General features: G+C 42.3%; 15 protein-coding genes and 1 rRNA gene. 2 read left to right on the top strand and 14 right to left on the bottom strand.

All coding sequences use genetic code 11. From position 1 onward, the window contains the following. Positions 1-3: 3 nt before the first annotated feature. On the bottom strand, positions 4-696 hold the full coding sequence (tsaB, locus tag CIK98_RS04115; protein WP_094383016.1) for a tRNA (adenosine(37)-N6)-threonylcarbamoyltransferase complex dimerization subunit type 1 TsaB: 693 nt from the start codon (positions 694-696) through the stop codon (positions 4-6). Positions 697-937: 241 nt separating this feature from the next. On the opposite strand from tsaB, the gene CIK98_RS04120 reads away from it, so the two are divergent. Both CIK98_RS04120 and buk read left to right on the top strand, forming a co-directional pair. Continuing rightward, the gene (locus CIK98_RS04120; protein ID WP_253249639.1) at positions 938-1,744 is read left to right on the top strand and encodes a phosphate acyltransferase; all 807 of its coding nucleotides are present in this window, start codon (positions 938-940) and stop codon (positions 1,742-1,744) included. Positions 1,745-1,765: 21 nt separating this feature from the next. Beyond that, complete coding sequence (gene buk / locus CIK98_RS04125) at positions 1,766-2,824, top strand: butyrate kinase (RefSeq protein WP_094383018.1); 1,059 nt, start codon at positions 1,766-1,768, stop codon at positions 2,822-2,824. Between the two features lie 565 nt (positions 2,825-3,389). Here buk and tsf read toward each other — a convergent pair. From tsf to rrf, 13 genes are all read right to left on the bottom strand, one after another. Then, complete coding sequence (gene tsf / locus CIK98_RS04135) at positions 3,390-4,388, bottom strand: translation elongation factor Ts (RefSeq protein ID WP_094383020.1); 999 nt, start codon at positions 4,386-4,388, stop codon at positions 3,390-3,392. Between the two features lie 29 nt (positions 4,389-4,417). Next, positions 4,418-5,224, bottom strand: coding sequence for a 30S ribosomal protein S2 (rpsB, locus tag CIK98_RS04140; protein ID WP_094383021.1), 807 nt, complete (start codon positions 5,222-5,224; stop codon positions 4,418-4,420). A gap of 127 nt (positions 5,225-5,351) precedes the next feature. Next, positions 5,352-5,738: a 30S ribosomal protein S9 gene (gene rpsI / locus CIK98_RS04145; RefSeq protein WP_094383022.1), complete on the bottom strand. Its 387-nt coding sequence runs from the start codon at positions 5,736-5,738 to the stop codon at positions 5,352-5,354. 10 nt (positions 5,739-5,748) lie between these two features. After that, positions 5,749-6,210 carry a 50S ribosomal protein L13 gene (rplM, locus tag CIK98_RS04150; protein WP_094383023.1) on the bottom strand — a complete coding sequence of 154 codons (462 nt, stop codon included), beginning with the start codon at positions 6,208-6,210 and terminating at the stop codon, positions 5,749-5,751. A gap of 218 nt (positions 6,211-6,428) precedes the next feature. After that, positions 6,429-7,061 (bottom strand): porin family protein, encoded by a 633-nt coding sequence (locus CIK98_RS04155; protein ID WP_253249640.1) that lies wholly within the window; start codon positions 7,059-7,061, stop codon positions 6,429-6,431. Between the two features lie 49 nt (positions 7,062-7,110). Beyond that, on the bottom strand, positions 7,111-8,142 hold the full coding sequence (gene gldN, locus CIK98_RS04160) for a gliding motility protein GldN (protein WP_094383025.1): 1,032 nt from the start codon (positions 8,140-8,142) through the stop codon (positions 7,111-7,113). 50 nt (positions 8,143-8,192) lie between these two features. Continuing rightward, on the bottom strand, positions 8,193-9,758 hold the full coding sequence (gene gldM, locus CIK98_RS04165; protein ID WP_094383026.1) for a gliding motility protein GldM: 1,566 nt from the start codon (positions 9,756-9,758) through the stop codon (positions 8,193-8,195). 64 nt (positions 9,759-9,822) lie between these two features. Then, positions 9,823-10,572, bottom strand: coding sequence for a gliding motility protein GldL (gldL, locus tag CIK98_RS04170; RefSeq protein ID WP_094383027.1), 750 nt, complete (start codon positions 10,570-10,572; stop codon positions 9,823-9,825). Then, complete coding sequence (locus CIK98_RS04175) at positions 10,572-12,014, bottom strand: SUMF1/EgtB/PvdO family nonheme iron enzyme (protein ID WP_094383028.1); 1,443 nt, start codon at positions 12,012-12,014, stop codon at positions 10,572-10,574. Before CIK98_RS04175 ends, gldL begins: the two co-directional genes overlap by 1 nt. Before the next feature lie 32 nt (positions 12,015-12,046). Continuing rightward, a complete protein-coding gene (locus CIK98_RS04180; RefSeq protein WP_371683239.1) occupies positions 12,047-12,985 on the bottom strand; it encodes a type IX secretion system membrane protein PorP/SprF in 939 nt (312 codons plus the stop codon). A gap of 65 nt (positions 12,986-13,050) precedes the next feature. After that, on the bottom strand, positions 13,051-13,272 hold the full coding sequence (locus CIK98_RS04185) for a DUF2795 domain-containing protein (protein ID WP_021852076.1): 222 nt from the start codon (positions 13,270-13,272) through the stop codon (positions 13,051-13,053). A gap of 52 nt (positions 13,273-13,324) precedes the next feature. Next, complete coding sequence (locus CIK98_RS04190; protein WP_141210404.1) at positions 13,325-13,888, bottom strand: cob(I)yrinic acid a,c-diamide adenosyltransferase; 564 nt, start codon at positions 13,886-13,888, stop codon at positions 13,325-13,327. Between the two features lie 640 nt (positions 13,889-14,528). Further along, positions 14,529-14,623, bottom strand: a 5S ribosomal RNA gene (gene rrf / locus CIK98_RS04200); the annotation flags it as partial.

Consider the following 14,623-nt stretch of genomic DNA (forward strand, 5'->3'; position numbering starts at 1 on the left):
TGTTCAAATAAGTTTCTTTGGTTGCTTGGCAACAAAATCCTTGAGATAGAAAGGCACGAAATATGCCACATCTTCAAACTCCTCATTCATCATGTTGCGTTCAGCCAAGGGCATCATCCATTTTGCCAAAGGATGGATGTCGCTGATGAAGCGAGCATTGGGATGACTCAACACGTCGCGACATTTGTCTGAACCATTTCCAAAGAAATATACAGGGCGACTTTCAAGGTAAGGCAAGTATGTCTCACCATCCACTACGTCGGCCTGAGTAGCTCTCACCTCCTTTAAACTGCGGTCGTATAATGCAGCATAAACCTCCATTCGACGCGCATCGAGCATTGGGCAAAGCAAGGCGTTTTCCTCTGAAACCAGTTCGCGAAGCAAAACAGGTACACACATCAACTTCAAGGTATGAACCGACAGAAGCGGAATGGAATGACCATAACAAATGCCCTTAGCCATAGACACTCCTATTCGCAAACCAGTGTAAGAACCAGGACCACAGCTTACAGCAACAGCATCAACAGGAATAGCATGACTATCGGCAAAGGAAAGAGCCTCATCAACATACTTTCCAAGCGTCACGGCATGGTTAGGGCCTTGAAAATCTTCCTTGCTAAAAATACACTGCCCATCTTCACTGACAGCTACTGAACACACATTAGTGCTGGTTTCTATATGTAAAATACACGACATAATTAATGATCATCTTAATATCAATGGGCAAAATTAATGATTTTTCCTCCAAAAAAGACGGATTTATCAGAAATTAACTATATTAATTCAAATAATTTATGTAAGTTTGCACCAAAAAGATACTTCCATGAAACATTTTACTGATTTTTCTGTTCTTACTACAACTTTAAGACAGACTGACAAAAAGAAAATTGTTGCGCTTGCATGCCCTCATGACAGTCATACGCAAAAAGTAATCAACATGGCACTGGACAACGGGATTGCCGAATTTATACTCACGGCGGGAAGACAAGTGGACGAAAACCTGAGCCTTATCATTGAGCGCCATAAGGAACACGTGAAACTGATAGAGTGCGGAAACGACGAGGAGGCGGCAAGAGTGGCGGTGGAAACTGCTAAAGCAAAGAGAGCTGACATCCTGATGAAGGGAACACTCAACACTGACGTTCTCCTTCACGCAGCACTCGACAAACAATCGGGGATACTGAAAAAAGGACGTGTCATGACACACATCGCAATGGCACAAATACAAGGATACAAAAAACTCCTGATGTTTTCTGATGCAGCTGTAATACCTCATCCTACTCTTGAACAGTTTCATGCCATAGTGGGATATACTGCGGAGGCTTGCAGAAGACTGGGCATAGAGACTCCGAGTATTGCACTAACTCATTTTTCGGAAAAGACAAATCCAAAATTTGAACACACAATCAGCTACAAGGAAATAATACGAAGAGCGGGAAATGGGGAATATGGGAATTGTATTGTTGACGGACCTATGGATGTCAAAACGGCCTGCGACACCGAAAGCAGTGAAATAAAAGGTATCATTTCGCCTGTGGCGGGAAATGCTGACGTAATAATATTCCCTAACATCGAAAGCGGAAACACTTTTTATAAAACAATAAGCCTGTTTGCCAACGCTACAACTGCGGGATGGCTGGAAGGCACTGACGTTCCGGTGGTCGTATCATCAAGGGCTGACTCTGTTGAGTCGAAATATTTCAGTTTGGCATTAGCTTGCTTTCTAAGTAATAATGACTATTGACTGTAACATAATCTATATACTATGAAGGTATTAATTATTAATCCTGGTTCTACATCCACAAAGCTTGCAATCTATGAGGACGGCAAACCGATTTGGATGTCTGGTGCTCATCATCCCGCAAAGGAGTTGGCATCTTTCCACCATTCTTCGGAACAATATGTTTACAGAATGGATTTCATAAGGAAAAGACTGTCGGAGTCAAATATTGTGTTTGACTTTGATGCAGTAATTGGGCGAGGCGGATTGCTAAAACCTCTCGAGGGAGGGGTCTATCTTGTTAACGAAAACATGAAAAAAGACCTGAGAAACGCTCCCATGGATCATGCATGCAACCTTGGAGGACTACTCGCGGATGCCATTGCTCAAGAGTGTGGTTGCAAGGCATTCATTGCCGACCCGGTCGTGGTGGATGAAATGGACTGTGTCTCAAGGTATACAGGAATACCTGAAATAAAACGCATATCGGTTTTCCATGCGCTAAACAGTAAAGCATGCTCAAGAAAATATGCTGCTTCCATTGCAAAAAAATATGAGGACCTTAATCTTATCGTGGCTCACATAGGTGGTGGCATATCTGTTAGTGCTCACAAAAGGGGACGCGTTGTGGACGTAAACAATGCATTGAACGGAGAAGGACCTTTCTCTACTGAAAGAGCCGGTACTATTCCTGCCGGACAACTCGTCGACCTCTGCTTCAGTGGAAAATACAGCAAACAACAGATTATGAAACTAATACATGGAAGGGGAGGTATGACGGCTTACTTCGGCAACAACGACATGATAACCATATCATCTATAGCTGAAAATGGCGAAAAGGAGTATGTCAACGTGCTTAATGCAATGATATATACCATTGCTAAACAAATAGGAGCTATGTTTGTTACTCTCGAGGGAAATGTTGACGCCATTATCCTCACTGGCGGTATCGCTCATAGCAAATACTGCATGGCATTACTGGAAAAACGGATTGACTTTTTAGGAAATATTGTCATAATGCCTGGAGAAAACGAAATCGAATCGCTGGCTTACAATGCCTTTGGCGTATTGAAAGGTGAAATACAGACAAAGGAATACATATAGAGAAACATTCACCCTCACTCCTGGCATATTTGCTTAGAATGAGGGTGAATGTCTTCAGTCTTTTGTTTTCAAGTCATTAGATAAATCTAAAAAGAAATCATGGTCTAGTGCAAGTGAAATCTTAAATAATAGATCAACACCTATGTTTTGCCTCCGAAAGAGATTATATACATTCGAACGTTCACAAGGTATTCTTTCTGCCAACCAATTAACACTTTCACCTTTTGATGTTAGCACTTCTTTAATCCTATTTCCTATGTGTAGCATAATATTATTTGTTATAATCGGGCAACAACGCCTTGAAAAGTATTAATCCCAGTTGATTATTTAATCATTTTAAGAATATCGGATACAAAGGTAATAAAAATATAGTAGTTAGCACTACCCCCCCCCCAAATATTTAACATCTTTTATCATTTGACCTTTTTTGACTCAATTCTCAACGCTCCATATCATAAGTAGTTGCTAAAAAAGTAATAAAGTGAACAGAAACAATAAAGGAGACTGCTATACTCCAAAAGAAATGGATTACACAGCCTCCTTAAATATATGCAAGTGTTATAAATTACTCAGCTGCAAGTGTGAAACGCTTGAAGTCAACCACTGTCAGATCCTTGTCGGCAGCCTTCAGATAGTCAGCTACAGAAAGCTTGCTGTCCTGGATAAACTCCTGGTTAAGCAGACAAGACTCCTTGAAGAACTTGTTCAGACGACCCTTGGCGATGTTCTGAATCATTGCCTCTGGGAGGTTTGCTGCCTTCTCTGCTGATACGGTAGCGATAATCTCCTTTGCCTGGGCAACCTGCTCAGCGGTGATCCAGCCCTTACCCATGTTTGACTCCATGTGGTCCTCAGAGTCAACGTGAGCTGGGTTGATGCCTGCCTTCTTCAAAGCAGCCTCAACAGCCTTCTGTACCTGCTCCTGCTTGGTCTTCTCAACAGCTACACGAATCTCCTCGTCAATAACAGACTGAGGAACAGACTCCTGATTGAGGGCTACAGGCTTCATGGCTGCTACCTGCATTGCGATAGCGTGACCCTGCTCCTGAGCAGCCTTGTTGGTCTGAACCATTGTACAGAGAGTGTGCTTGCCCATATGGTCGTAAACCTCTACATTGTCACCTTCGATGAAGTTGTAGCCATCGAGCTCCATCTTCTCACCAGTGATACCAGAACGAGCGACAACAGCGTCCTGTACCTTGGTGCCGTCTGCTATTGTCAGTTCCTTAACCTCGTCGAGGCTCTTAGCCTTTGCTGCAACAGCTGCGTCGAGGATGTCCTGAGTCAGCTTGATGTAGTCAGCACCATTGGCAACGAAGTCAGTCTCACACTTCAAGGCAACGATAGCTGCGAAGCCCTCAACAGCCTTCACGAGCACGCAACCATTAGAAGTCTCACGGTCAGAACGCTTTGCTGCGATAGCCTGACCCTTCTCACGGATGATTTCCATTGCCTTGTTGAAGTCACCCTCACTCTCGGTAAGAGCTTTCTTGACATCAGCGAGTCCTGCACCGGTCATGGTACGGAGTTTCTTGATGTCTTCCATATTTGGTTTGTAAGCCATAATTATCTTTTATAAGAAATTTAAAAATATTACTCTTCAGTTGCTTCTGCGGCAGGAGCGTCCTTGCGTGCCTTACGGGCACTACGCTTCTTGCCCTCAGCAGCCTCATCAGCCTGAGCCTCGGCAGCCTTATCGTCAGCCTTTTCAACCTTACGCTCCTCAATACCCTCGGCTATAGCAGCGCAACATGCGTTAAGGATTACCTCTACGCTGTCCTTTGCATCATCGTTTGCCGGGATGATGAAGTCGATATCCTTAGGATTAGAGTTAGTGTCGACAATTCCAAATACAGGAATACCAAGACGATTGGCCTCCTTCACTGCAATAGACTCCTTGCAAACGTCGATTACGAACAAGGCTGAAGGCAGACGGGTAAGGTCGGCGATAGAACCAAGGTTCTTCTCCAACTTGGCACGCTGACGAGTTACCTGAAGCAACTCACGCTTTGAAAGGTTAGAATAAGTGCCATCGTTCATCAGTTTGTCGATATTCGCCATTTTCTTTACAGCCTTACGAATTGTAGGGAAGTTGGTAAGCATTCCGCCTGGCCAACGCTCGATAACATAAGGCATATTTACGCTAGCAGCTTTTTCAGCTACCACGTCCTTAGTCTGTTTTTTAGTAGCGACGAACAGTATCTTCTTTCCTGATTTTGCAATTTGCTTCAAAGCTTCTGCAGCCTCATCTATCTTAGCAACTGTCTTGTGGAGGTCGATGATGTGAATACCATTACGTTCGGTATAAATATATGGAGCCATTGCTGGATTCCACTTGCGGCGAAGGTGGCCAAAGTGGCAGCCAGCCTGCAGCAGCATATCAAAATTTGTTCTTGACATAATGTCTAAATGTTTTAATTTGTTGTTTACTTTCTTTTTAATTCTTTGTTAGAACCAACCGGCGAGTAGTCCTCTCCCGATTATATCAAGGAGTCTCTCCAGTTTAGATACTAAACGATAGCTGATATTAACGCTTGCTGAACTGGAAGCGACGACGTGCCTTTGGCTGTCCTGGCTTCTTGCGCTCTACAGAACGTGAGTCACGGGTAAGGAAGCCTTGAACCTTAAGTGCCTTCTTGTCCTCTGCGTTAATCTTTACCAATGCGCGAGCGATAGCGAGACGAAGTGCCTGGCTCTGTCCGGTAAAGCCACCACCATCGAGGTTTGCCTTAATATCGTATTTTTCAGCTACCTGAAGCAGTTCAAGGGGCTGCTTTACTACATACTGAAGGATAGCTGATGGGAAAAACTCTGTTATGTCTCTCTTATTGATCGTAATCTTGCCAGTACCTTCGCTGACGTAAACACGTGCTACAGCACTCTTGCGGCGACCAATTGCATTTACTATTTCCATTCTACCTTAATTATTTATACTGGTTAATATCTATTGACTTTGGCTTCTGAGCCTCTTTGTTGTGCTCAGTTCCCTCAAAAACATAGAGGTTGTCCATCAAACTGCGTCCGAGAGGGCCCTTTGGCAGCATGCCCTTTACAGCGTGGCGAATGATCTTGTCAACACCACCTACGCGCTTACGGAGTTCGGCAGGTGTATTAAATCGCTGACCACCAGGATAGCCAGTATAACGAGTGTAAACCTTATCGGTCTCTTTCTTACCAGAGAACACAACCTTAGCTGCGTTGATAATGATTACGTTGTCTCCACAATCAACATGCGGAGTGAAAGTTGGCTTGTACTTTCCGCGAAGGAGCTTGGCAACCTTTGAGCAGAGACGACCAACAATCTGGTCGGTAGCGTCGATAACTACCCACTCTTTCTTAGCTGTTTCCTTGTTTACGGAAATAGTCTTGTAACTTAAAGTGTTCATTTTTAAATTTTAAATTTTACTACTAAAAAACATTTTCTTACTTTTTGGATGCTGATTCACTAACCACTGCGTCCGGCCAAAGGCACAGCTATTAACACAACAATCCGTGGGGCTCTAAGTCTTCCCCTAATAATCGGACTGCAAAGGTACAAACTTTTCACATAATAGAAAAAGAATATACCCTTGCAGTCCTAAATATTTATATTTATTTAACTAAATCAGAAGTAATAAGCGGCAGAAATCTGCCATGCATTAGTTTTTATGTTGGTAATTTCTCGACCTAGGTTGCCACCGGCATAGTCTTCGGTGATGGTATAGCTGTCCTTAGTCTGGATGTTATATGTGAAACCGAGTTCAAGATGTTTCAGCAGGCTGAGTCCTGCACCAAGGTTGATGCTCACATTCATATTCTCCTTCTTGTAAAAGCTGCTGTCCCAAGCGTCGCTGAAGTCGCCCAAGGCGAAACCGAACTGTGGACCTGCGGCAAGATATATGCCGGCAAGACTGCCAAGACCGATATTCCAACGCAGGTTTACAGGAACGTTAATGCTCTTGAACTTCACGTCATTACTTTTCTTACCAACCATATCTTCAATATAGAGAGTTCCCTTGCGCTCATCGTATAGGGCAGCGGCGTCAATGCCAAGGCCAACTATTGGGAGCGTGAACTTCACAGTAGGACCAATAAAGAAGCCATTGTTGTTGTCGGCAGAATAGACATCAGACGACACACTCATTTTCGTAACATTAAGACCTCCCTTGACACCGAATTTAACCTGTGCCATAGAAGGAATGGCTGCCATCATCATAAGCACGACAGCAACCGCAATAATCAGTCTTTTATTTTTCATACCTTTTTTATTTTATTATTCTTCACTCTTCATTCTTCATTCTTCATTTTCAATGTCTTTCCCTTCTTACGGTAACTCTTGCCGCGCCGCTTCCACCAGAAGACGAACTCTTTGGAGTCTTTGCCTTCTTCACCTTGGTGGTCTTTGTCTTGGTGGCAGAGGTCTTTGCCTTCTTCGACTTCATTACCTTAGGGTCGAGCTTCGCTATGCTGTCCAAAGAGTCTTTCTTAGCTTGGTCGCCATAGAGATTTTTCTGGAATGCGGCAAGCTCGTCCTCTATTTTTTTCTGTTCCTTTGCCATTGCCTCGTCGGTAGGACAATACTGTGCAAGAGTCCTGCCAAGGAGGTTATTCGTCTTGTATATCTTGCCCTCATAGCGAGAAAGGGTGAAATAGTCTTCCATACTCATGGTGGTCGCATTGTTTATGCTACTTGCCTGAATAGACTGGCGACTTAGATAGGATGCCACATCGCTATATTTCACCCAAAATAGAGGATATTTCGAAGGCTCTCCACCGAAGTCATCATCACGCACCATGATAGGACAGAAAGCCTGTACCTTACGTCGGAAAGTAGAGTTTGACTCATCAAAATATGCGCTTTCCTTCAGATAATAAAGTTTAACCTCCGCAGACGGGATATCGCTATTATCCACGCGCACTTTCCCGTCTTTCATTTCATAGAAGATATGATAGTTGTCCAATATTGTTTTAATATTCACTTTTGATGAATCATTAAACACTTCACTTCCGTCAAGTCTGTACTCATAAACCGGGATATAGCCAAAAAGAGCCAACTTGAAGACATACGTAAAGAGATTCATCTCTTTGCCTACGGGCTCTACAGGATAATACAATGATGCATTGGCCTCCTTAGTAAGGTCAAGTTCGCGATAAATGTCACGTCGCCATACAACGTTCTCTGGCATTTCAACGGCCGTTGGAAACATCTCCCGAGCTCTCAATGTCATACCACTTGTTGACGTACTTTTTTTCTTTGTGTCGTTCTTACGAGCTTTCGGTTGGGCTATAGCGGCACCGAATGCGAATATGATTGCTATTAAAAGGACTATTCTCTTCATATTGTTCTATCGTTATTCATTATTCATTAGCCGGTCATCAATACTGATTGTCATTTGACAATAACTTCCATTGATGTTGTTAGCTTTCGCTGTATTCCATCAGGTCCTATTGCCGTGACTCTGGATATATAGAATCGTTTGTTACGTTGCAACTTGCGGAATGTATCTTTCTGACGTGCAGAGAAACGAGCCCCTTCACTGACCATAGGTACCGCGTTACCCATATTGTCGAAGAATACCGTCTCAAAACTTAACACCTTAAATCCTATATCCAGGATACCATCATCAATGGCCGCGCCAATGCCCTCAACGGCCATAAGGTTGGCTTTTGACATTGCTCCGCCACGATAACGTGTAGGATTTCCATGTTCATCATTCATGGCAATATATGCGGTAGGATCCGGCAGCTTCCTAACATGGAAAGTAAACTGCCCCATTTGCTGCGCTCTTCCTGTATTGGTAGAAGAAACCGTGATTGTAACATCCTTTCCTACCGAAGATGGACGGGCGATATATTTTCCGGCACCCACTGGCTGAAGCGTTCCTCCTGTCATCGTCGCCTGAACCTTGTTTAATGGCACGCCAGGCACGCTGACGCTTATCGGGTTGTTATAACCAGCATAAAGGACATTCATCAGGTCGGCTGACACTGTTGCAGATGGGTCTACAACAGTATATTTCTGACTAAAGTCACGTCTAATTCTTTCACCGCTTCCGTTTAGCATCTCTATATATCCGGCAAGTGTAAAATCACCCGTACGTCCACAAATGGTCTCAAACAATCCGTCGTTCAACGACATTTTTCTATTACCTATATATATGTCCGGCACTTGGGTAGTGTCAACAGCAGCCATAACTATATGGGCAGAAAATTTGTCGCCTCTTACTATTGTCTGAGCATTTGGTATGACAAATGCCTTGAGAGAATTCACCCTTATATCTTTCATGTCAATATTTGACACGAGTGAATGTAACACCTCTCCTTCTGCATACCTGATGTCAGACTGCAACTTGGACAAGAGAGTGACAGCTCCTGCAACCGGCATGTCTTCAAACATATACTCCTGCCAATTCTTTCCCATCGACAATGCATTTTGGGGCAGTTCTGTAGTAAGATTGCTTGAGATTATCTTGCGCTGAGATTCATCAGATGTCATGGAAAGTATTCGCTCACGGAATGAATTTATAGCTTCATAGAGTTCCTTGCCACGTCCACGCCCTGGACCCAGCATAACTTGGTTAGCAGATTCAAGGTCTTCCTTATTCCTGATATTATGTATATCGGCATCTGCACCATCGGCCTCTTTTGCTATTGCTATCTTCAGTTCCTCTGCAAAATTATACAAGGAGTCGCTCATCATTTTCACTTCCTGAGCTTTTTCATACCATTGTTGTACTTTGGCCGGATTAGACTTCAGTTGTTCCACAAAAGAGTCATATATTCGTTGGTTTTCCTTTGAGGCATTGGCCGTTGTCCGGTTTATACTATCCTCAACAATAGAAAAGCCATTAAGTACCTCTGTTGACACATTAAGTGCCAACATTGCCATCAAGACGACATACATTAGGTTTATCATCTTCTGACGTGGAGATACAGGACGTTTTTTTATTGCCATTTAAATGCAACTTATTTATTGTTCTTAATCCTATTTAGTTTAAAAAACTAGTGAAAACCGGGAATTATGCCCTGACCTTCACCGCTTCTATCATACGCGCATAGATCTTGTTAAGTTCGGCTATCTGTTCCGCCATACGTTTAGACTGTTCGTTAATCTCGTCTATGGTACCCATTTGGGCACTTGCGCTCTTCAGTTGCATCTCATAGACGCGACTAATACCGGTAAGTGTCCTGTTAAGGTTTTCCATCTCTTCAGAATCACGTGTCAAACGCTGGCTTTGGTCTGCGACAGCAGAAAGCATGGTTGTCAAGCGCTTCAATTCTTCTACATAATTGTTTGTCGCCTCTTCCATCTCTTGTGTTGATTCGGCAGATACAGAACCGCCAACAGCCGCAGAACCTCCAACAACCGCAATGCTTTGTTGCATTGGCATTCCTTGTGCTATCGGTTGTACATTGCCTGTAATAATCACCTTACCAGAAGATTCAGACGAGACATTACCCTGAGAAGACATATTCTCATCCACCTCAGTTTCTTTCGCAGCATCTGTTCCTGTGGTTAAATCAAGGCCTATGGTTGTCTTGTCAAAAGGCCGGTCGAAAGCCGACAGAAAGAAAACAAGCACCTCAGTACCCATACCAAGATATAGCATGAGATTTGCTCCCGGAAGGTGGGTAAGTTTGAAAAGCGTACCCAATATCACGACAGAAGCGCCCCAACTGTAGGCGTAATTCAAGAACGTCTGTCCTATGACGCTGTCCATCCATTTCTGTAGACGATAGACAATATTATATTTACTATACTCTGTCATTATTTCTTCGATTTTTTAGATTTCTGACTTGTTGTGTTAGCTAAACTCCTCACACATCTGAAGCCTATATACGAGCGTGGTTGGTTTTGATATTCAAACGACCTCCATGCTGAACGGATATGCGACTCTGGGTCTTTCCACGATCCTCCTCTTACACTTTTTTTCTTCAATCGGTAAGGGTCTTCCTTTGCTGCATTATACTTTAACTGCGGATTTATATCATTCATGGCCTCAACACCAGCTTCAGTATAAATAGTACTGGTCCATTCAGCCACATTTCCTGCCATGTCATAAAGACCATTTGAATTTGCCTGGTATATTCCTGTACGACTGGTTATCAAGTTTCCGTCTTTTGTATAATTACCCCTGTCTGGTTTGAAGTTTGCATAGAAGCAACCATTACCTGTTGACACATCGTTGTTGTCCCACGGAAATTCGTTTTGGTCTTTTCCACGTGCAGCGTATTCCCATTCCGCCTCAGTGGGAAGACGATAGCGCTGCACATATTTTGCAGCAGAGCCTAGGCCTTTCAGCAAATAGTCAGTGCGCCAAGCGCAAAAAGCATTGGCCTGTTCCCAAGTAACTCCTACAACAGGATAATCATTATAGGCTGCATTGCTGAAATAATGGCGCATATACACCTCGTTGTCTGCATTGGGGAAGTCATTCACCCAACATGTGGTGTCGGGATATACATTGACTATATACGTGTTAAGAAAATCCCATGGACCGGTGAGTTGCCTGTTGATAGTCTGCCGTATTATTGTTCCTTCTTCGTCAATATACGCAGTGTCCTTTGAAATCCATATTTCCTCATTAGGATTAACATTAACATCAGTGTTAAGATTGCGTTCTGCCGGATTCATCCTATACTTACGTTTCGCAGCTTCAGCATAATCGTATATCTCATATCGGAAGTTAAGCTGGCTTGCATCAAGCAGTTTTTCACCAGTCACCGGATTTGTAACATACAAACTCTCAAAAGCTCGCAACTCATCCTCATTGGGTTTACGTGGAAGTGGTTTCTTCCAATTCAGATGAGGGGTTACAGGTTCTCCGTTCTTATCTTCCTCTATCTTGTATGTCTCATCGCCACCATAAGCGGGGTCGGCAAGACGTTCCCTAAGTATGGAATCCCTGACATAGTTCACAAACTGTCGGTATTGTGAGTTAGTAACCTCCCGTTCGTCCATCCAGAAGCCTTCAACAGAGATATCCCTTACCGGCGTAGGACGTCCCCATAGGCTGTCAGGTTTGTCAATACCCATATGAAGGTGACCGCGCTTAACCATAACCATCCCGTATGGAGTGGGTTCTGTAAACGCTTTCCCTGACACGCCAGTTACTTCTCCGCCTGAGGCAGACACTGCCTTTCCTCCTAAACAAGAACTGACAATCATCGCCAGAACAAATAGGCAGATTATCGATATATTTTTCCGCATATTATATATTTTCTTATAATTCTCAATAGATACTATAACAACCTGACACTTTTATGCAAGTTCTTTCCTTTCTTGCCAAGATTTACATCTGTCTGATAACCAATAAATATCTCATGTCCTCCATTACCGAGACTTATGGCAGATGTATATGCCTCGTAACTATAGCCAACAGATATTCCATGGAAATTCCCTCCTAACAATATTGTAACAGAGTTATTTGGACTATACGACAATCCGGCGTAAAAGAGTTTATTGTCATTAGAATATGTAAGTCTGCCTCCTATATCAGCCCTGAAGGCCACTCCATCTGTACGACAAAGTGCCGATGGTTGTATAGTTAGAAACGGATTTTTCATTCGAATATTGTATCCAGCCGTAAAATAATATATACTTGAAACATCAAATTCTTGTTTTTCTCCTATTTCAATCTTTGGAGAGTTAAGGTGTTGGGCAGACAATCCTGCATACCATATGTTGTTATAATAGTAAATACCAAATCCCAAATCCACGCTACTTCCATTTACATCTGTCTTGGTAAAAGCGGGGTCATCGGGTGTCTCCAAATCCACTTCAGAACCTTTGAACCCTTCACTTAAAAAGCCTATTTTCAGACCTCCACTAAGAAATCCTCCGAACAACTTATGTCGATACGAATATTGTACCGCCATATTTTTATGGGAAAACAATCCGATATCGTCATTCAACAGAGTTAATCCTATACCATGGGCAGATTGATTCATTTTTATAGGCAAATCTCCACCGGCAAACATCGTTTTCGGACTATTCTCATAACTGGTCAATGACATGGAATAAGCTGCCACCACATTCACCTTGTCTGTCTTGCCCACTGCTGCAGGATTAAACGACGATTCCATAGCCCAATAATGTGAAAAATGCGCATCATATTGTGCCATGACCTCAAGTGAAGCCACGAAAGACAAAAACAATATAATATACCTACGTAAAACCACAATATAGAATTTAAGAATAAAAGGGTCGTCCTATATAAATAGGAGCGGCCCTCTTCTGCTTTCTTTTAGTACTCGTCTTCGTTAAACAGGAAGTCTTCTTTTGTAGGATAATCAGGCCAGATATCTTCTATACTCTCATAAACATCACCCTCATCCTCTATCTCCTGCAAATTCTCTAATACTTCCAATGGAGCGCCCGAACGAATAGCATAATCTATCAATTCGTCTTTGGTTGCAGGCCAGGGCGCATCCTCTAATTTTGATGCTAATTCAAGTGTCCAATACATACTATTATGAGATTATTGTTATTTTTTGAGCGCAAAAGTAATAAATTATTTTTTATTTACAAGGTTTAGACCAAATTTTTTCTGCTTTATTATCAATAATATTTAATTTTTTTGCCAAAACAAAGAAATAATCTGATAATCTGTTCACATATTGAATAATTTCATCGCCAACGATAGAATTTGAGGACAATCCAACAATACATCGTTCTGCCCGACGACAAACGCTACGACAAACATGCGCCATTGCACCAGCATGTCCACCTCCAGGCAGCACGAAACCTAATTTTTCCGGTAATTCGGATAGCATCGTGTCTATCTCCTTTTCGATAAAAACTATTTCATTGGAAGACAATTTGGCAGAGTCGTAGAGGGGCGTAACGTTTTGGTCGGTTGCCAAATGTGCACCTACAACAAATAAGTTCGACTGTATTCGGGTTAAGGTCTCAGTTACCTTGGTATCTGAAACATACACTTGCAGCAAACCTATAAATGAATTAAGTTCATCTATAGCCCCATAGGCATCTAATCTGACATCAGATTTGCTTATTCTAACACCTCCTACAAGACTTGTCAGTCCCTTGTCGCCTGTTTTAGTATATACTTTCGTTATCTTCATAATTGTAGACTAAGTTTATATTGTTTATTATATGGACTATTGGAAAAAGAAACAATTCCAAGAAAGTAAAGATCGAAACAAGCCGTCGCTCTTTTACATTTTGTTATATCGTTCCATAAAGTGGCGTGAATGGTATTAATACCTTCAACCACCAATATTGAGTTATCTGATATATATAATAATAATGTGTCAAGACAAACATCCAAAACATTTGCTGATATTATAACATAATCAGAAATAGCTCTATCCTGAAATGAATCATGAATCAAGGATTTATTACACCCTCTATGTATATATTCTCTGTATATGTGAGTATCACAACCTAATAAAGTAACAATACTTGGTTGTCTCCAATTGGATAATCTAAATAGCAATTCTAAATGTGCTCTGTCGATTTTCGACACTTCTGGAAACATATCCTTTAAATCGTTATACGCATAATAAGGATATCGTTCATTGATAACATATCTGACAAACGAATAATGCGTAGGCGATTGAATACCAAATCCCTTGCTTCGACCAAACCTTGCACATTTAATAAATAGATGGTATAAAAATCTTAAGGACATAATACAGGGATTAATGAAATAAGACAAAAATAGTCCCAAGAATATTGCTATCCTCGGGACTGTTGTTAAAAAGAAGGCGGCCTCCTACTCTCCCACATTGCATTGCAGTACCATCGGCGCAAGCGGGCTTAACTTCTCTGTTCGGAATGGGAAGAGGTGGGCCCCC

Origin of the sequence: Prevotella sp. P2-180 (assembly GCF_002251435.1) — a bacterium.
GTDB lineage: Bacteria > Bacteroidota > Bacteroidia > Bacteroidales > Bacteroidaceae > Prevotella.